Source organism: Ruegeria sp. YTSC106, assembly GCF_059609765.1.
Genome location: NZ_JBXWMI010000006.1, coordinates 115,061 through 132,734 on the forward strand (window position 1 = coordinate 115,061; position 17,674 = coordinate 132,734).

Consider the following 17,674-nt stretch of genomic DNA (forward strand, 5'->3'; position numbering starts at 1 on the left):
AAGCCTGGGAAAATGTCTGACACAACCACTCAAATGCGGCAGGAGATCAATGAGATTCCCGACGCCGTAGACCGCCTTCTGACCGAGGGCGCAGATTTGATCGCGCAAACCGCCAACGAGATCCAGACCCGCAACCCGCGGTTTCTGATCTCGGTGGCGCGCGGATCCTCGGATCATGCCTGCAGCTTTCTGAAATACGCCTCGGAACTGCTACTTGGCTTGCCGATGGCTTCGGTCGGACCGTCGGTCAAGTCTATCTACGGTGTCGACATGCACTGCGAGGATGCGATCTGCATCTCTGTTTCACAATCCGGCCAGAGCCCGGATATCGTGCAACTCACGCAGTCGCTCACATCCGGCGGAGCTTACTCGGTCGCGATCACGAACAACACTGCCTCTGCACTGGCCGAGGCAGCCACGGCAACGCTGCCAATTCACGCGGGCCCCGAACTGAGCGTGGCGGCGACGAAGACATTCGTGACGTCTCTGGTCGCCGGGTTGTGGTTGATTGCGCAGGTGAAGCGCGATGATCATTTGTTACGCGCCATCCATGGGCTGCCGGACAGTTTGTCGACTGCAATCGCCTGCGACTGGAGCGCCGTGGCGGACGCGGTGGATGGTCGCTCTTTGTTTACACTGGGGCGCGGCATGTCTTTGGCAATTTCCAACGAAGCCGCGTTGAAATTCAAGGAAACCTGCCAGATTCACGCGGAAAGCTATTCGGCAGCCGAGGTTCTGCACGGCCCTGTTTCCATCGTGGATCAGGGCTTTCCTGTGCTTGCCTTGTCGTCCGGGGATGCAGCAGAGGACAATCTGGCTGAAGTTGCAGACGCACTGGCGTCCAAAGGCGCTGTGGTTTTCGCCACAACCGGCCGCGTGAAGCACGCAACAGAACTGCCGCATGTCCGAACGTCCCATTGGATGACGGACCCCATACCAACAATTGCGTCGTTTTATGGAATGGTGGAGAAGGTTGCCACACAACGAGGGATTGACCCGGACACACCACGCCACCTGAAAAAAGTAACGGAAACGGTATGACCAGTTCTACCATCACCTTTGCGGGCGGCCCGATCTTCGATGGCACTGAATTGCGTGAAGGATACGCCGCACGGTTCAGAAACGGGCTGTTGGATGCGTTGGTCCCCTTGGATCAGATAGCGCATGACGACCAGATCGAGGATCTGCATGGCGACATCCTCAGCCCTGGTTATGCTGATCTGCAGGTGAACGGCGGTGGTGGCGTGATGTTCAACGACGATCCATCGGTTCAGTCACTGACCCAAATCGCACGTGCTCATCGCGCGCTGGGTGCGATGAGCATCCTGCCCACCCTGATCACTGACACGGCCGAGAAAACCCGAGCCGCTATTGATTCCGCCATCAAGGCCGTTCAGACGGGTGTTTCCGGTATTGCGGGCCTGCATCTGGAAGGTCCTCACCTGTCTGAGCGGCGCAAGGGCGCACATGATGCTGCGATGATCCGCCCGATGCGGCAAACCGACCTGGAAACTTTGATCGATGCTGCAAAACACCTGCCTGCGTTGATGGTGACGCTGGCGCCCGAAAGTACAACACTGCAACAAGTTGAAGCATTGAAGCGCGCGGGGGTGATCGTCTCTTTGGGCCACACGGACGCGCCTTTTGAGACCTGCCTGGCGTTCTCAAGGGCCGGGGCGCAGTGCGCAACGCATCTGTTCAATGCGATGAGCCAGCTTGGCAGCCGAGAACCCGGACTGGTTGGCGCGGCGCTATCCTGCGGATCGCTATCGGCGGGCTTGATCGCGGATGGTATCCACGTTCATCCCGACACAATGCGGATTGCCTGGGCCGCCAAGCGCGGACCTGGCCGGATTTTTCTTGTCAGCGATGCGATGGCGGTCGCTGGCACGTCACTGGCGGAGTTTCAGTTGGAAGGACGCCCCATCCGGCGGGAAAACGGCAGGCTGACGTTAGAGGATGGCACTCTGGCCGGGGCCGATTTGTGCCTGACAACAGCGGTACAGGTTCTGACGGACCAAGCGGAGATCCCGTTTCAAGAAGCACTCGCAGCAGCAACAAGCGTTCCGTTAGCGATGATTTCCGACAAGAGTACAGGACAAAAGCCAACGCTCTCGCAGATGATACTGATTTCCCCGGATTTGTCCCGGGTCAGACCTGTGCAACCCTGATCACTTCCGGAGCCGACAAAATCGCATGTTCCAAGAATGAAACGGATGAACCGAACGTCCAGCCCGCGTAACATTCAGCCGATTTCCGACTGGACCAAACTGGCGTGAGACGGGTTGATAACAAGATCGGCGTCAACCGGCCCAAATCATCGTTGATCCGACCGGTCGTGCAGCGCGTGCGCGATGTCAGCGCTGCGTGCGTTTACTGGCGGCCAAATTTTGATTTTTCAAAACTTCGCGAATAGAGCTGTCACCTTTTTGCGGGTGGTCCGCACCGATCTCTCAGCGCATATTTCAGACATAGGACATTTTTCAGGAGCATGCATGACCGCCAAGTATTTTTCGCCACACGGTGGGCATCCTGGTCAGGAGCAATTGCTGACTGACCGCGCCGTATTTACTGACGCTTATGCAGTGATCCCAAAGGGAACGATGCGGGATATCGTGACCAGTTTTCTGCCGTTTTGGGAAGACACCCGCTTGTGGGTGATATCACGCCCGCTAAGCGGCTTTGCAGAAACCTTTTCGCAATACATCATGGAAGTTCAACCCGGCGGTGGCTCTGACCGACCCGAGACCGATCCCGAAGCCGAAGGCGTTTTGTTCGTGGTCGAAGGCACAGCGACCTTGACTGCCGACGGCACAACCTATGAGCTGACGCCCGGCGGCTATGCCTACCTGCCCGCTGAATGCAATTGGACCTTACGAAACCGAGGCGGCGAAATCCTGCGGTTCCATTGGATTCGAAAGGCTTATGAAGCGGTAGAAGGGCTTGACCGCCCAGACGTTCTGGTTCTCAACGAAAACGAGATCACGCCGACGCCGATGCCCGGAACGGACGGCAAATGGGCCACGACTCGCTTTGTCGACCCAAGTGACTTGCGGCACGATATGCACGTGACCGTGGTGACTTTCGAGCCCGGCGCCGTCATTCCTTTCCTTGAAACACATGTGATGGAACATGGTCTGTATGTTCTTGAGGGAAAGGCCGTTTACAGGCTGAACAATGACTGGGTAGAGGTCGAGGCCGGCGATTACATGTGGTTGCGCGCGTTCTGCCCACAGGCCTGTTATGCAGGTGGCCCGGGTAAGTTCCGTTACTTGCTATACAAAGACGTGAACCGCCATATGGCACTGCGGCCAGGTCCAGCCGCTTACCCGCAGCACCGGCGTCTCAGGACAGCGGCGGAGTAATAGTCCCGCCGATGGCCAGAGTTAACTGATGCGCCGCCTCGATGACGGGGCGGCTTAGTCGCTGAATCTCGACTTCGCTGACGCGACTTGTCGGTCCGGACACTGAAATCCCGGCAACCGCCTCTCGGTTGGTATCGAAGACCGGCGCAGCAATGCACCGCATTCCCGCGTTCTTTTCTTCGTTGTCTATCGAGAAGCCTTGTACCCGAACCATGGCAAGATCTTCTTTCAGCGCGGTCGGGCTGGTAATCGACCTGTCCGTGAAGGCCTGTAGTTCTGTCTTGGCCAACAGCCGGTCCAACCGATCTTCATCCATATATGCCAACAAAGCTTTCCCGATGCCCGACGCGTGCATCGGAGAAAGCGTGCCCGGAGGGAAAAACGCGCGAATGCTGGCATGGGTTTCCACCTGGCTCAGGAATAATACCATTCCTTCTTTCTCGACCCCCAGGTTTGCGGTCTCGCCGGTGGCCTCCATCAGCTTTCGCATCACGGGTCGGGCCCGGTCCACAAGGCTGGTGCGACGCAGGAAGCGCGAGCCGATTACGAACGCACGAGGACCGATGTGCCAGACCTGCTCGTAGTGATCGAACTCGACAAGGCCCCTGCCCTCAAGTGTAACGAGTATTCGGTAAACTGTGGCGGGCGACTGGCCCATTTCGTCGGATAGCGCGGTTAACGCCTTGCCCTGCGCTTCACTCAAATACTCAAAAACTTCCATCGCACGGTCGAGAGACTTGATCGTGTTTTGCGTTGTCTTGTCGTCCCATCCCCTTGGTCTTCCACGGGCTTTTCTGCGGACTTCGCGAGTATTGTCTTGAGAATCCATAAAAACCCTTTGATTATTCGTGAAAGACTAATTCACCATATGAAAAATATAAGGCACTGACAATTATAAATTATATTCGAAGCGTGGCGTTTTGAAAGTCTTTTTCAAAAATATATCAGACTGAGTGATGGGTGTTTATCGTGTGGTCAACGACGGAAGGAGACCATCCATGAGCTTTCAAAACCCCGTTTTCATCCCGGGTCCGACCAACATCCCGGAAAGCCTGCGCAAGGCCTGTGATATGCCCACGATCGACCATCGCTCGCCGCTGTTCGGGCAAATCCTGCACCCCGCGCGTGCTGGCGTTCAGAAAGTCCTGAAGAGCAACAGCGCCCAAATCTTCATCTTCCCGTCGACCGGAACCGGAGGCTGGGAGACCGCACTGACAAATACCCTGTCGGCCGGTGACAAGGTTCTGGCAGCGCGCAACGGCATGTTCAGCCATCGCTGGATCGATATGTGCCAGCGTCACGGTCTGAATGTCGAGATCGTCGAAACCCCTTGGGGCGACGGGCTGCCAGCTGATCGTTACGAAGAGATTTTGACCGCGGACACAAGCCACGAAATCAAGGCTGTTCTTGCCACGCACAACGAAACGGCAACCGGTGTGAAATCGGATATTGCGGCTGTACGCAAGGCGCTGAATGCCGCCCGTCACCCTGCCATGCTGTTCGTCGATGGTGTTTCATCGATCGGGTCCATGGATTTCCGTTTTGACGAATGGGGCGTCGACGTGGCCGTCACGGGTTCGCAGAAAGGGTTCATGCTGCCTGCGGGTCTTGCCATCGTCGGGTTTAGCCAGAGAGCAATGGACGCGACCAAGGCGGACACCCTGCCCCGCACCTTCTTTGATGTTCATGACATGGCCCAGGGGTACGCCAACAACGCCTATCCCTATACGCCTGCCGTTGGTTTGATGAATGGCCTCAACCAGGCCTGCGATATGTTGCTGAGTGAAGGTTTGGAAAACGTCTTTGCCCGGCATCACCGTATTGCCGAAGGAGTGCGTGCCGCCGTGGGTGCGTGGGGGCTGGACCTTTGTGCGGCGAACCCGTCGGTATACTCTGACACCGTCAGCGCGATCCGAACGCCAAACGGCTTCAATGCGACGGGTATAGTCACCCATGCCGCTGAAAAATACGGCGTTGCCTTCGGTGTCGGCCTTGGTGAAGTCGCAGGCAAGGTTTTCCGTATCGGACATCTGGGCAGCCTGACGGATGTCATGGCTCTGTCCGGGATTGCCACCGCTGAAATGTGCATGGTCGACCTGGGCATGAACATCCAGCTGGGCTCCGGCGTGGCGGCTGCGCAGGAATATTATCGCGGTCATCCCGGCGCAGTTCAGAAGGATGCTGCGTGATGAAGGACTGCAACATGTACATCCCAACCTACGAGGACATGCTCGAAGCCCACAATCGGATCGAGCCCTTTATCCGCCGTACCCCGGTCCGAACCTCGGACTACCTGAATGAATTGGCCGGGGCGCAGCTGTTCTTCAAATGTGAGAACTTTCAGGAACCGGGTGCCTTCAAGGTGCGTGGGGCAGCAAATGCCGTGTTTGGCCTTGACGACGAACAAGCCAGGAAAGGCGTTGCAACCCATTCCTCGGGCAACCACGCCTCGTGCCTGTCCTATGCGGCGATGAAGCGGGGCATACCGTGCAACGTCGTCATGCCACGCACAGCGCCGCAGGCCAAGAAAGACACGGTGCGGCGCTATGGTGGGAAGATCACGGAATGTGAGCCCTCAACCTCGTCGCGCGAGGCCACGTTTGCCGAGGTTCAGGCCGCCACGGGCGGGGATTTTGTCCACCCCTACAATGATCCGCGCGTGATAGCCGGGCAAGGCACCTGCTCGCGCGAGTTCATCGAACAGACCGATGGTCTGGACGCGGTGGTCGCCCCCATCGGTGGTGGCGGCATGGTATCAGGCACTTGCCTGACATTGTCTACTCTGGCCCCAGAAACCGCGATCATCGCCGCAGAACCTGAACAGGCCGACGATGCCTATCGCAGCTTCAAGGCCGGCCACATCATAGCGGATGACGCACCCAAGACGATTGCCGACGGGCTGCTGGTTCCGCTCAAGGACCTCACCTGGCATTTCGTGTCGAACCACGTCTCCGAAATCTACACGGCTTCCGAGCAAGAGATCATCGACGCGATGAAACTGACGTGGAAACACCTGCGGATCGTGATGGAGCCATCTTCGGCCGTTCCGCTGGCTACGATCCTGAAAAACCCGGACGCTTTCAAAGGCAAGCGGGTCGGCTTGATTATAACCGGGGGCAATGTCGATCTGGACAAGCTGCCCTGGCTGAACGCGTAACATCAATCCCGACATAGGAATACGGAAATGAAAGATATGACCAATCTCGACAATTTCGAAGTAGGCTTTGACATTCCGGCCAAGCCCGGAATGGATGAAGCAGATATCCAGACTCCCAGCCTGATTCTGGATCTCGACGCGCTAGAACGCAACATCAAGAAGATGGGCGACTATGCCAGGGCGCATGGCATGCGGCACCGCGTGCATGGAAAAATGCACAAATCGGTAGACGTGGCCAAGTTGCAGGAGAAGATCGGAGGCGCCGTTGGCGTTTGCTGCCAGAAAGTTTCAGAGGCCGAAGTGTTCGTGCGCGGTGGCATCAAGGACGTTCTGGTGTCGAACCAGGTGCGTGACCCCGCCAAGATCGACCGTCTTGCCAGCCTGCCAAAGCTGGGCAGCCGCATCATCGTTTGCGTCGACGATCTGGACAACGTTGCAGACCTTTCCGGCGCGGCGGTGGATCATGGAACACAGCTGGAAGTCTTTATCGAGATCGACTGCGGTGCCGGGCGTTGCGGCGTGACAACGACCCCGGAAGTGATCGAGATTGCCAAAGCAGTAGAAGCTGCTGACAACCTGAAGTTCACCGGGATCCAGGCCTACCAGGGGGCCATGCAGCACCTTGACAGCTATGAAGCGCGCAAGGAAAAGCTCGACACCGCCATCGCCATGGTGAAAGACGCCGTCGAGGGCCTCAAAGCTGAAGGCATCGAGTGCGATTTGGTCTCGGGCGGTGGCACCGGTTCATACTACTTCGAGTCCAACTCGGGCGTGTACAACGAACTGCAATGCGGGTCCTACGCGTTCATGGATGCCGATTACGGCCGCATCCTGGACAAGGATGGAAACCGGATCGATCAGGGCGAGTGGGAAAACGCCTTCTTCATTCTGACCAGCGTCATGAGCCACACCAAGGCGGATAAGGCGATCGTCGATGCAGGCCTCAAGGCTCAATCGGTGGACAGCGGCCTGCCGGTTGTCTTTGGCCGCGACGATGTCGAATACATCAAATGTTCGGACGAACACGGCATCGTCATGGATCCGAACGGTGCGCTGAAGATCAACGACAAGCTCAAGCTGGTTCCGGGACACTGCGACCCAACCGCAAATGTACACGATTGGTATGTCGGTGTTCGCAACGGCAAGGTCGAGACTGTCTGGCCCGTGTCCGCCCGCGGACGCGCTTATTGATCTGAACTTGCTCTGTTTGGGAGGGCTGGCTCGGAAACAGCCAGACAGCCGCCCGCGTGTATGCTCTCCTTCCGGCAGGGGCACGCGGGCGCACGAATGTTTGATTGGAGAAAGAAATGCTGATCGTACCCGAGCGTGAGATCGCTGACCTTATGACCCGACAAGCGGCTTTTGACGCGGTCGAACAGGTCTTTGCTGCAATGGCGTCCGGCGACGCCTACAACTTCCCTGTCGTGCGTGAAGCCATCGGGCACGAAGATGCACTATACGGCTTCAAGGGGGGATTTGACCGCGCTGGCCTGACGCTTGGACTGAAGGCGGGCGGCTATTGGCCAAACAATCTGGAAAAACGCGGGCTGATCAACCACCAGTCCACGGTTTTTCTTTTCGACCCCGACACTGGCAAGCCATCTGCGATGGTCGGCGGCAACCTTCTGACGGCCCTTCGAACGGCGGCAGCATCTTCGGTATCGATCAAGCATCTCGCACGTACGGACGCCAGGGTCATAGGCATGATTGGCGCTGGCCACCAGGCAGCCTTTCAGCTTCGCGCGGCATTGGAGCAGCGCGATTTTGACAAGGTCATTGGTTGGAACTACCACCCCGAAATGCTGCCGAATATCGAAAAGGTCGCCAATGAAGCAGGTGTTCCGTTCCAGGCGGTCAAGCTTGACGAAATGACTGAGGCGGATGTGATTATTTCGATCACTTCGGCCTTTGCACCCTCACTGATGGCGAACCATGTCAGCCCCGGAACTCATATCGCCTGCATGGGCACGGACACAAAAGGAAAACAGGAAGTTGAAACCGCCCTTCTGGCCAAGGCGAGCGTGTTCACGGACGAAGTCGCGCAATCCGTCAGCATCGGCGAAGCGCAGCACGCCGTGGCCGAAGGCCTGATCCAAGAAAGCGATGTGGCGCAGCTTGGCGCGGTCATCAACGGCACCAATCCGGGCCGGATATCGGAGAATCAGATCACGCTGTTCGATGGCACGGGTGTGGGCCTTCAAGATCTTGCGGTCGCCGCGTCCGTGGTTGACCTCGCCGTTCGGAAAGGGATCGCGATCGAGGTCGATTTCTGAAGCCGAACGGCAACACCTCCTTGGGCATTGTCTCGGCGGTCCTTTTGGGCGAAGAGCTTTTGACAGCAGATCTCCATTAAATGGTGACAAAACAATGAAACGCGGCGCGCCAAGGCGCGCCGCTTCATGTTTTTTCCAGGACGATCAGTGTATCAGGTCGAACGCATCAGACGTGGTCGTCTTGCTCGATGGACCCAAGACCATGACCGGCCATGCCGCCCGAGACCTCTTCCGTCGCTTCGTCGGAAAGTTCTTCGGGAAGAACAAGATTCAATACAATGGCGATGACGGCGGCGGGCAGGATTCCTGATGTCGCCAGAACCTTCAATGTGCCGGGCAAGTATTGCAACGCGTTGGGTTCCAGCTGCAAACCCAGCCCAAGACTCAGGGCGATTGCAAAAATCACCATGTTGCGCCGGTTCCAGTTCACGTCCGACAGCATCGAGACACCTGCCGCCACAACCATGCCGAACATCACGATCACGCCCCCACCGAGAACCTCAATCGGAATGGACGAGATTATCGCCCCGATTTTGGGAATAAGCCCGCATACGATCAGGAAAACCGCACCGATGGTCACGACCATTCGGCTCATGACGCCGGTCATCGCAATCAATCCGACATTCTGACTGAACGACGTGTTTGGCAGCGCTCCAAACAGGCCAGAGATCGCAGTGCCAAGACCATCAGCATAGGTCGCGCCCTGAATTTCCCTGTCGGTTGCTTCTCGCCCAGCGCCCCCTTTGGTGATACCGGATACGTCCCCAACGGTTTCAACTGCGGAAACAAAGGACATTGCACAGAAACCGATGATGGCCGCTGCCGAGAATTCAATACCGAAATGCAACGGGTTCGGCAGCGCAAAGGATGCCGCGTTCCCGACGTTGCCCAGGTGGACCTGGCCAAGTAGGAACGCCACGGCGTATCCGACCAGCAGACCGATCAGAACAGCCGACACGGACAGCATGCCCCGTGTAAAGAATTTCAGGCCAAGCGTGACCACGATTACAGTTCCGGCCATGAACCAGTTCAGACCCGAGCCGTATTCCTCGGTCCCAATCGCAGGAACACCCCCCGCGGCATACTGAATGCCGACCTTCACAAGTGCCAAGCCAATCATGGTCACCACAAGGCCCGTAACCAGTGGCGGAAGAGCAAAACGAATGCGTCCAATGAACAGCCCAAGGAAGGCGTGAAACAAACCACCGACAACAACCCCGCCCATCAGGACGGCAATGGCGTCAACGCCCTTCCCCACCACCAGTGGAATCATGATCGGGATAAAGGCAAACGATGTTCCCTGCACGATAGGCAGCCGGGCACCGACCGGGCCCATGCCAACAGATTGAAACAACGTGGCGACACCCGCAAAGAACATCGACATCTGGATCATATAGATCATCTGCGGGAAATCGGGGCTGTTCGAGCCAAAACCGAAACCAGCTGCACCACAAACGATAATGGCTGGCGTGACGTTTGACACGAACATCGCCAGTACATGCTGAATTCCCAGTGGCACCGCCTTTAGCAGCGGCGGAGTATAATTCGGATCGCGGAGTTGTTCCGGCGTTCCGATGGATGCATCTGACATTTGGTCTTTCCTCCCTTGAAGTTCGCAGCCGGCTCCTCATCCGGCAACGCACCTCATTCTGTGATTTCAAAAGCCTCCTCGAACCAATGCTCTTCGAGGTTGGGCCCGGATCCAATTCGGTCGACCACCGCAAAAAGTCCGGGCGCATGAAGCGGGGTCAGAACGCCATGCCAAGTGTTGCGATGATAATTCACACCCTGTCCGGGCGCTGTTTTGAAGGCGATTGGCTGTCCCGGCGTGCCGTCTTCATCCGGGGCCACAACCACGACAAAAGGTTTATCCGACAAAGGCAAAAAGGCCTGGCTGCCATCAGGATGACGTTCCACCATTTCCAATTTGATCGGCAAGCAGAAGACTTCGGACTGAAACACGCTGATACCCGCGTGCCCATCATGGAAATCCAACGCGGCCCGGTCGTGATAGCGCGCGCATTTACCCTGATTAATAAGTTTGTCCACCTGGCCAGCCGCCTCGATGACATCGCCGAAAGGTGCAAATGCCTCTGGCGTCAAAGGTCGGAGCTTCAAGACAGCCGTCATTCCCCGAACTTCTCAATCAGCCGCAATTCGGCAATGCGCTCAACCTGAAGGCAGGCTTCGGCAAATTCCCTGTCACGGTCATTGTCGATACGACGGCGAAAGGCTTCCAGAATGCTGGCTTTCGTGTTGTCCTTGACCGCGATGATGAAGGGAAAGCCAAACTTGGTTGTGTAGGCTTCGTTCAACGCCGTGAACGTCGCGCGCTCTTCATCGGTCAGCATGTCCAGGCCCACACCGGCCTGTTCCGCAGTACTTTCCTTGGTCAGGCGGCCGGCGGCGGCCAGCTTGCCCGCCAGGTCCGGGTGGGCTGTCAGAACGCCAAGGCGCTGCTCGGACGAGGCAGAACGGAATATACGCGCCAGCGCGTTGTGGACACCAGCAGCATTGTCATGCGTCGGGCCCAATTCCAGTTCATACGCACCTTCGGCAATCCACGGGCTGTGCTCGAACACGCCACCGAATTCTGACACAAAGGTTGGTCGATCCATTTCGGACGGGGTCAAACCTTGCACAGGTGGGTGTTCCTTGGCCCAATGATCGGCAATCTGCTCGCGCGTTGCGAACCAGACACCGTCGTGTTTCCTGAAGTAGTCAAGTGCGCGTTTCAGCGCCATGGCACGACCTGGGCGACCAATCAGACGGCAGTGCAACCCGATCGAAAGCATCTTGGGCGCGCCCGCCTCACCTTCGGCATAGAGCATGTCAAAGCTGTCTTTCAGATAGCTTTCGAACTGTTCCCCATTGGTGAATCCAGCCTGGATTGCAAAGCGCATATCGTTGCAGTCCAGTGTATAGGGCATGATCAGTTGATCCTTGCCCCCTGCCTTGGTCCAGTATGGCAGATCGTCAGCGTAGCTGTCGGCGATATAGGCAAAGTCGCCTTCCTCGGCGGCCAGTTCGACCGTTTTCATCGAACAGCGGCCCGTATACCAACCACGGGGCGGCTGACCCGTAACCTCTGTGTGCAGCCGGATTGCTTCGCGGATCTGGGCGCGCTCTTCTTCGGCGTCCATGTCCTTGTGTTCAATCCATTTCAAACCGTGGCTGGCTATCTCCCATCCTGCGTGCTTCATCGCCGCAACCTGAGAAGGAGCACGGGCCAAGGCGGTTGCAACGCCATAGACTGTAACAGGCAGATCCTGCAGAAGGTGATGCACGCGCCAGAACCCCGCGCGGCTGCCGTATTCGTAGATCGATTCCATGTTCCAATGCCGTTGCCCCGGCCAAGGGGCGGCTCCGGTGATCTCGGACAAAAACGCTTCGGATGCGGCATCGCCGTGCAGAACGTTGTTTTCACCGCCCTCTTCGTAATTCAGCACGATCTGAATTGCGATTTTGGCATTGGCCGGCCAGTTTACTTTGAGAACTTGCCCACCGTAACCGGTCATGTCTCGTGGATAAGGCTTCACATCGGTTTCCTTCTTCATGAGTTGATCAATACCCCAGATAATCAAATATGTTTTTCAAAAAATACTGAAAGCAGCTTCCCACAGACTGCCTTTGCCCCTTGGGGCGAAAACAGACTAGTAACTGTATAACTTGAGGAGTAGCGCAAATGACCGGTTACCTTACAACACATGTTCTGGATACGGCGCGAGGGTGTCCCGCCGAAGGATTGAAGATCGAACTGTTCCGCATTGAAGGTGCAAACCGCGAGTTGCTGAAAACTCTGGTCACCAATGACGACGGCAGGACCGACAAACAAATTCTGCCCGAGGCAGAGTTTTCAACAGGTGAATACGAACTTGTCTTCCATGCCGGAGATTACCTTGATGCCTCTGGCACACCGCCTGAAAACCCACGCTTTCTGAACGTCATCCCGATCCGCTTTGGAATGTCCGAACACTCGCATTATCACGTGCCTCTGCTGCTTTCACCCTTCGGATACGCGACCTATCGCGGCAGCTGAGCATCCTACCGGGACGTATTTGCTGCCGCAATCGACGACCCGATGCGTTCTATTATGAATTCCATGAAAAGCCGCGTTTTGGGGTCCTGCATACGGCGGTGCGTAAACAGACATGCCATCTGAATTGGTTCCGGCGGCGTCTTCTCTGCCACCGGAACCAGATTTCCCGCCTTGAGATGCTGCGCAATCTCAAATTTCGGCTTCAACGCGATGCCATGCCCGCCAAGCGCCCAGTCTGTCAGCACGTCGCCGTCGTCTGACTCGAAACGTCCGGAAACCCGGAACCGTTTTGGCCCCGCATCGGTCCTCAAGAGCCATTGAAACTCGGTCGCGCCGGGGAACCGCAAATTGAGACACTCGTGCTCATCAGCGATTAACGCGTCGCCGCTTTCGGGCATCCCACGTTTTTTGATGTATTTCGGAGATGCACAAAGCACCCTTTCGACATCGGCGATCTTGCGAATACGCAAGTTGCTGTCTTCTGGCTGACCTAGGAAAAAAGCCAGGTCCAGACCCTCGGTTGTCAGATCAACCTTTCGGTCCGTCAGCCTCAGCCTGACGTTCACCTCGGGGTACTCGGCAAGAAACTTTGGGACCTGCGGTGCTATCAACCGACGCCCAACTCCCAGGGGCGCGGCGACATAGAGTGACCCTTTCAGGTTCTCGGTAAGATTGACGATCTGGGCTTCGGCACTTTCGACTGCTTCTAGAATCTCTGCTGCGCCACGATAGAAAGATTTCCCCTGCTCGGTGGGCGTCAGGCTGCGTGTCGTGCGTTGGAACAAACGCACGCCAAGATGCTCTTCCAATTGCGATATACGCGCCGACGTAACAGCTGGCGAAACCCTCAAATCACGGCCCGCGGCAGACATGCTGCCCAGTTCGTAGACCCGGACAAAGGTTCTGATGTTATCAAGGTAGGACATTTTTTTGCATTTTTTGATACTGCTTGGTCTTTACCAGCAATACCAGAACAAAACACACTCGCATAGAGTAACCGGAACTATAGAATCTTAGGAGCAAAGCCATGTATGACTTGGCCGTAATGTGGGAGTGGATCGCCTTTTCCGTCCGTTGGCTGCATGTGATCACCGCGATGGCGTGGATTGGTGCGTCATTCTACTTTATCGCGCTGGACCTCATGTTGAAGCCAAACCCTGCCTTGCCGGACGGGGCCTACGGCGAAGAATGGGAAGTACATGGCGGCGGTTTCTACCACACCGTCAAGTATCTGGTTGCGCCCTCGCGCATGCCCGAGCACCTGACCTGGCACAAATGGCAGAGTTACACGACCTGGCTGTCGGGCGCGGCGTTGCTCATGATCATATATTGGGTCGGGGGCGAGTTGTTCCTGCTTGATCCGACCAAAGTGGACCTGGCGCTGTGGCAGGGGATCCTGATTTCTGGCGGATCGCTGACCATTGGCTGGCTGCTCTACGACCAGATGTGCAAATCGAAGCTGAGTGATCACCCGACCGTTCTAATGCTGCTGTTGTTCGTGATCCTGGTGATCATGTCGTGGGGTTACAACCAGATCTTCACCGGTCGCGCCGCGCTTTTGCATCTTGGCGCCTTCACTGCGACAATCATGACGGCCAACGTGTTCTTTCAGATCATGCCGAACCAAAGGATTGTGGTCGAAGACCTCAAGGCCGGTCGGACGCCTGATGCCAAATACGGCAAGATCGCCAAGGTTCGATCCACGCATAACAACTACCTGACTTTGCCGGTCGTTTTCCTGATGCTGTCGAACCACTATCCGCTTGCTTTCGGCACCGAGTATTCCTGGATCATCGCCAGCCTGATCTTTCTGACGGGCGTCACCATCCGTCACTACTTCAACTCGATGCATGCAACCGGGAAAGGCCCGCACTGGACTTGGGGGGTGACGGTTCTGCTAATGGTCGTGATCGCCTGGCTGTCTTCGGTGAGAAACACTGAGACATGGGAGGACGCCGAAGCGCGTGACCTGACGCCATACGAACAGAAATTTGCGTCAGCCGCGGGCTTCGAAAACGCCTATGACACGGTCTTGGGGAATTGCTCGATGTGCCACGCCCGCGAGCCGGTGTACGGCACCATGAAACGGGCCCCGAAGAAGGTTTATCTTGAGACACCCGGCGATGTCGCCCGCAACGCCGACCAAATCTATCTGCAAGCCGGCATCAGCCATGCAATGCCACCACCATCTGCAGTGCAAATGGATGAAGAGGCACGCCAAACCATCATCGCATGGGTGCGTGAGGTCAGAGACCAATAGACGCCTGCGCGCAAAACGAAGATTGTTAACCGGGTCGTAAGCCCGGTTTTTTTTCTTTATGCGAAAAAGCGTTTGCTGTGCTGCGCGATGTGTTCGACAAACAGACGCACCTTGGGGTCTTGCAGCTTTTTGTGCGGATAAAGACATCCGAAAATCGTTGGCAATGGGGGCGTCTCGGGCAGGACTTCGACCAGTCGCCCATCCTTTAGAAACTCCCGTACGTCAAAGCGCGGCTTGTTGACGATCCCCCTGCCCGCCAAGGCCCAGTCTGTCAGTACATCACCATCATCCGCGTCGTATTTACCGCGAACTTCAAGTTTTCGCGGACCCATATCAGTGCGGAGCGTCCAGTAGTATTCCGGAGACCTTGGATAACGCAGCAACAGGCAGTTATGGGGCATGTGCAACAAATCGTCTGGTGTTTTGGGCGTGCCAAACTGCGACAAGTAATCGGGCGAAGCGCACAGAACACGATCACAATCCGCGAACTTCCGCAGTTTCATGGTTGAATCACCGGGCTCACCAATGAAAAAGGCTATGTCCAGACCGTCGGCCAGAATGTCCACCTTACGGTCGGACAAACGCATGCGAATCTCTGTTTCCGGGTAGCGATCAGAGAATTCCGGGACAAGTGGCGCAACGATTCTGCGCCCGACACCCAAAGGCGCGGTGATGCGGATGGCCCCCCGAGGCGCGTCGGAAAAGCTGGCGACACGCGCTTCAGCGTGATCAAGCGCCAGCAGGACCGCCTTGGCTTCATCGTAGAAAACCGTCCCCACTTCGGTTGGTGTCATCGACCGGGTCGTTCTGTTGAACAGCCGTACACCCAGATGGTTTTCAAGCTCTTTCAACCGTTTGCTGGCCACCGCCGGGGTCAACCGAAGATCACGCCCGCCAGACGTGATGCTGCCCAGTTCCATCACTCGGACAAAAACACGCAGACTTTCGATGTAAGACATTGGAACCTCCCAGCAGCGAAAGAATGCGTCATGGCCCTATCTTTTTCAACGATATGTTGAAAGTATTTGCCGTTTGCGGCGATTTTCCGACTCAATCTTTGCACCTATGGTTCCAGTGACCGCCCTCCGGAAGGCAGGGCAGAGGGAGAATTCCATGACGCATCGCACCCACATCCGATTTGTCCTGAACGGCAAGGATGTCTCCGTCCCAAACGTCTCAGCAGGCCAGACACTTCTCGATTTCCTGCGCCTGGAACGTCGACTGACAGGAACGAAAGAAGGCTGCGCCGAAGGCGACTGTGGCGCGTGCACCGTGCTTGTCGGACGGCTTGGGCGCACGGGCCTGCACTATGCTCCGGTCAATGCCTGTATCCGGTTTCTTGCCTCTGTCGACGGCTGTCATGTCGTGACGGTTGAACACCTGACCGGACCTGAAGGCCGACTGCACCCGGTTCAACAAGCCATGGTCGATCATCATGGCAGCCAGTGCGGGTTCTGCACGCCAGGCTTCGTCATGGCCCTCTATGCGCTTTGGATGCAAACTCCGGAACCAACCGAAGTGCAGGTTCAAACCGCATTGCAGGGTAATCTGTGCCGCTGCACAGGGTATGAGCCTATCATCCGAGCGGCCATTGCCGTCAGCCGCTACGGCACCCCGGCTTCTGACCATCTGAACACCGAACGCGAAACCATGACGGCGCGCCTGGCGGCCCTGAAAGACGGGCGGCGCGTGGTGTCCGGTCCTGAAGACAACCTGAGCATTCTCCCGTCCAGCGTTGATGATCTTGCCGCATGTCTGCAAGCTTATCCAAACGCCACGATCGTGGCCGGAGCCACCGATGTGGGCCTTTGGGTGACCAAGTTCCTGCGCGACATTGGCCCCGCCATCTTCACCGGTCATCTCGAAGACCTGAAAACAGTTGAAAGACAGGGGTCCCTCCTCCTGATCGGTGCCGGCGCCAGCTACACCGATTGCCAGGACCTCCTGTCTGAACACCTGCCACACCTGTCCTCCTACTGGGATCGCATCGCAGGGTGGCAGGTGCGGAATATGGGAACCGTCGGCGGGAACATCGCCAATGGCTCTCCCATCGGGGACACGCCACCGGTTCTTATCGCGCTTTGCGCCGAAATCTCGCTGCGCCGTAACACCGAAAGCCGGACGCTGCCGCTTGAGGACTTCTTCATCGATTACGGCAAGCAGGACCGCCGTTCCGACGAGTTTGTAGAAAGCATCCGCGTGCCCCTGCCCGGGCCCAATGATCTGAACGCGGCTTACAAGGTTTCCAAGCGCCGTGACGAGGATATCTCTTCCGTGGCCGCTGGCATCCACATGACCGTCAGGGACGGCATCATCAACAATGTCCGTATCGCGTTCGGCGGCATGGCTGCCACGCCAAAGCGCGCATCGAAAGCCGAGGCGGCGCTGAACGGTCAGCCATGGGCACGCGAAGGCTTTGAAGCTGCCGCTGAAGCACTGGCCGAGGATTTCTCGCCTCTCACCGATTGGCGCGCATCATCTGACTACCGAATGCTCGCTGCCCAGAACCTGCTGCGTCGGTTCTTCCTTGAAAAGGACAGCCAAACCGACATCCCCGTTCAACTGGCTTGTGCCTGATCA

At 57.0% G+C, this 17,674-nt stretch carries 16 protein-coding genes; 10 read left to right on the forward strand and 6 right to left on the reverse strand.

The features are described from left to right. Nucleotides 1–12: 12 nt before the first annotated feature. From AC2FEB_RS10280 to AC2FEB_RS10290, 3 genes are all read left to right on the forward strand, one after another. On the forward strand, nucleotides 13–1,041 hold the full coding sequence (locus AC2FEB_RS10280; RefSeq protein ID WP_496672756.1) for an SIS domain-containing protein: 1,029 nt from the start codon (nucleotides 13–15) through the stop codon (nucleotides 1,039–1,041). Next, complete coding sequence (gene nagA / locus AC2FEB_RS10285) at nucleotides 1,038–2,171, forward strand: N-acetylglucosamine-6-phosphate deacetylase (RefSeq protein ID WP_496672753.1); 1,134 nt, start codon at nucleotides 1,038–1,040, stop codon at nucleotides 2,169–2,171. Before AC2FEB_RS10280 ends, nagA begins: the two co-directional genes overlap by 4 nt. Nucleotides 2,172–2,495: 324 nt before the next feature. Beyond that, complete coding sequence (locus tag AC2FEB_RS10290; protein WP_299897355.1) at nucleotides 2,496–3,365, forward strand: bifunctional allantoicase/(S)-ureidoglycine aminohydrolase; 870 nt, start codon at nucleotides 2,496–2,498, stop codon at nucleotides 3,363–3,365. Here the strand turns inward: AC2FEB_RS10290 and bhcR are convergent. Next, on the reverse strand, nucleotides 3,346–4,194 hold the full coding sequence (gene bhcR / locus AC2FEB_RS10295) for an HTH-type transcriptional regulator BhcR (RefSeq protein WP_496672750.1): 849 nt from the start codon (nucleotides 4,192–4,194) through the stop codon (nucleotides 3,346–3,348). The two genes, AC2FEB_RS10290 and bhcR, sit on opposite strands and share 20 nt — an antisense overlap. A gap of 169 nt (nucleotides 4,195–4,363) precedes the next feature. Here bhcR and bhcA point away from each other — a divergent pair, with 169 nt between their 5' ends. From bhcA to bhcD, 4 genes are all read left to right on the forward strand, one after another. Then, nucleotides 4,364–5,554: an L-aspartate--glyoxylate aminotransferase BhcA gene (gene bhcA, locus AC2FEB_RS10300; protein WP_496672747.1), complete on the forward strand. Its 1,191-nt coding sequence runs from the start codon at nucleotides 4,364–4,366 to the stop codon at nucleotides 5,552–5,554. Beyond that, entirely contained in the window at nucleotides 5,554–6,522 is a 969-nt protein-coding gene (gene bhcB / locus AC2FEB_RS10305; RefSeq protein ID WP_496672744.1) for a beta-hydroxyaspartate dehydratase BhcB, read from the forward strand. Before bhcA ends, bhcB begins: the two co-directional genes overlap by 1 nt. 27 nt (nucleotides 6,523–6,549) lie before the next feature. Continuing rightward, a complete protein-coding gene (bhcC, locus tag AC2FEB_RS10310) occupies nucleotides 6,550–7,713 on the forward strand; it encodes a 3-hydroxy-D-aspartate aldolase BhcC (RefSeq protein WP_496672741.1) in 1,164 nt (387 codons plus the stop codon). 116 nt (nucleotides 7,714–7,829) lie between these two features. Further along, nucleotides 7,830–8,795 carry an iminosuccinate reductase BhcD gene (gene bhcD, locus AC2FEB_RS10315; protein WP_496672738.1) on the forward strand — a complete coding sequence of 322 codons (966 nt, stop codon included), beginning with the start codon at nucleotides 7,830–7,832 and terminating at the stop codon, nucleotides 8,793–8,795. Between the two features lie 166 nt (nucleotides 8,796–8,961). On the opposite strand, the gene AC2FEB_RS10320 is transcribed toward bhcD, so the two are convergent. From AC2FEB_RS10320 to puuE, 3 genes are read right to left on the reverse strand one after another with little or no spacing between them, the layout of a single operon-like run. Beyond that, nucleotides 8,962–10,386 (reverse strand): uracil-xanthine permease family protein, encoded by a 1,425-nt coding sequence (locus tag AC2FEB_RS10320; RefSeq protein WP_299897373.1) that lies wholly within the window; start codon nucleotides 10,384–10,386, stop codon nucleotides 8,962–8,964. Between the two features lie 53 nt (nucleotides 10,387–10,439). Then, nucleotides 10,440–10,925 carry an ureidoglycolate lyase gene (locus tag AC2FEB_RS10325; protein ID WP_496672735.1) on the reverse strand — a complete coding sequence of 162 codons (486 nt, stop codon included), beginning with the start codon at nucleotides 10,923–10,925 and terminating at the stop codon, nucleotides 10,440–10,442. Then, nucleotides 10,922–12,352, reverse strand: a complete 1,431-nt coding sequence (gene puuE, locus AC2FEB_RS10330) for an allantoinase PuuE (RefSeq protein ID WP_496672732.1) — start codon at nucleotides 12,350–12,352, stop codon at nucleotides 10,922–10,924. The genes AC2FEB_RS10325 and puuE overlap by 4 nt, the downstream gene beginning before the upstream one ends. Nucleotides 12,353–12,480: 128 nt before the next feature. Between puuE and uraH the strand changes: the two genes are divergently transcribed. Next, nucleotides 12,481–12,834 carry a hydroxyisourate hydrolase gene (uraH, locus tag AC2FEB_RS10335; protein ID WP_117873808.1) on the forward strand — a complete coding sequence of 118 codons (354 nt, stop codon included), beginning with the start codon at nucleotides 12,481–12,483 and terminating at the stop codon, nucleotides 12,832–12,834. Nucleotides 12,835–12,839: 5 nt separating this feature from the next. Here the strand turns inward: uraH and AC2FEB_RS10340 are convergent, their stop codons facing one another. Then, nucleotides 12,840–13,760 (reverse strand): LysR family transcriptional regulator, encoded by a 921-nt coding sequence (locus AC2FEB_RS10340; RefSeq protein WP_117873810.1) that lies wholly within the window; start codon nucleotides 13,758–13,760, stop codon nucleotides 12,840–12,842. 101 nt (nucleotides 13,761–13,861) lie between these two features. Here AC2FEB_RS10340 and AC2FEB_RS10345 point away from each other — a divergent pair, with 101 nt between their 5' ends. Beyond that, nucleotides 13,862–15,094, forward strand: coding sequence for a urate hydroxylase PuuD (locus AC2FEB_RS10345; RefSeq protein ID WP_496672727.1), 1,233 nt, complete (start codon nucleotides 13,862–13,864; stop codon nucleotides 15,092–15,094). A gap of 56 nt (nucleotides 15,095–15,150) precedes the next feature. On the opposite strand, the gene AC2FEB_RS10350 is transcribed toward AC2FEB_RS10345, so the two are convergent. After that, nucleotides 15,151–16,053: a LysR family transcriptional regulator gene (locus AC2FEB_RS10350; RefSeq protein ID WP_117873814.1), complete on the reverse strand. Its 903-nt coding sequence runs from the start codon at nucleotides 16,051–16,053 to the stop codon at nucleotides 15,151–15,153. 154 nt (nucleotides 16,054–16,207) lie between these two features. Here AC2FEB_RS10350 and xdhA point away from each other — a divergent pair, with 154 nt between their 5' ends. Continuing rightward, nucleotides 16,208–17,671 (forward strand): xanthine dehydrogenase small subunit, encoded by a 1,464-nt coding sequence (gene xdhA / locus AC2FEB_RS10355; RefSeq protein ID WP_496672724.1) that lies wholly within the window; start codon nucleotides 16,208–16,210, stop codon nucleotides 17,669–17,671. The last annotated feature ends 3 nt before the right edge of the window (nucleotides 17,672–17,674 follow it).

Bases quoted from the DNA above. Each gene is read 5' to 3' on its own strand.
- bhcD (WP_496672738.1), top strand. From the start codon at position 7,830: ATGCTGATCGTACCCGAGCGTGAGATCGCTGACCTTATGACCCGACAA.
- uraH (WP_117873808.1), top strand. From the start codon at position 12,481: ATGACCGGTTACCTTACAACACATGTTCTGGATACGGCGCGAGGGTGT.
- AC2FEB_RS10280 (WP_496672756.1), top strand. From the start codon at position 13: ATGTCTGACACAACCACTCAAATGCGGCAGGAGATCAATGAGATTCCC.
- AC2FEB_RS10350 (WP_117873814.1), bottom strand. From the start codon at position 16,053: ATGTCTTACATCGAAAGTCTGCGTGTTTTTGTCCGAGTGATGGAACTG.
- AC2FEB_RS10290 (WP_299897355.1), top strand. From the start codon at position 2,496: ATGACCGCCAAGTATTTTTCGCCACACGGTGGGCATCCTGGTCAGGAG.
- bhcB (WP_496672744.1), top strand. From the start codon at position 5,554: ATGAAGGACTGCAACATGTACATCCCAACCTACGAGGACATGCTCGAA.
- AC2FEB_RS10325 (WP_496672735.1), bottom strand. From the start codon at position 10,925: ATGACGGCTGTCTTGAAGCTCCGACCTTTGACGCCAGAGGCATTTGCA.
- bhcA (WP_496672747.1), top strand. From the start codon at position 4,364: ATGAGCTTTCAAAACCCCGTTTTCATCCCGGGTCCGACCAACATCCCG.
- xdhA (WP_496672724.1), top strand. From the start codon at position 16,208: ATGACGCATCGCACCCACATCCGATTTGTCCTGAACGGCAAGGATGTC.
- puuE (WP_496672732.1), bottom strand. From the start codon at position 12,352: ATGAAGAAGGAAACCGATGTGAAGCCTTATCCACGAGACATGACCGGT.
- AC2FEB_RS10320 (WP_299897373.1), bottom strand. From the start codon at position 10,386: ATGTCAGATGCATCCATCGGAACGCCGGAACAACTCCGCGATCCGAAT.
- bhcC (WP_496672741.1), top strand. From the start codon at position 6,550: ATGAAAGATATGACCAATCTCGACAATTTCGAAGTAGGCTTTGACATT.
- nagA (WP_496672753.1), top strand. From the start codon at position 1,038: ATGACCAGTTCTACCATCACCTTTGCGGGCGGCCCGATCTTCGATGGC.
- AC2FEB_RS10345 (WP_496672727.1), top strand. From the start codon at position 13,862: ATGTATGACTTGGCCGTAATGTGGGAGTGGATCGCCTTTTCCGTCCGT.
- AC2FEB_RS10340 (WP_117873810.1), bottom strand. From the start codon at position 13,760: ATGTCCTACCTTGATAACATCAGAACCTTTGTCCGGGTCTACGAACTG.
- bhcR (WP_496672750.1), bottom strand. From the start codon at position 4,194: ATGGATTCTCAAGACAATACTCGCGAAGTCCGCAGAAAAGCCCGTGGA.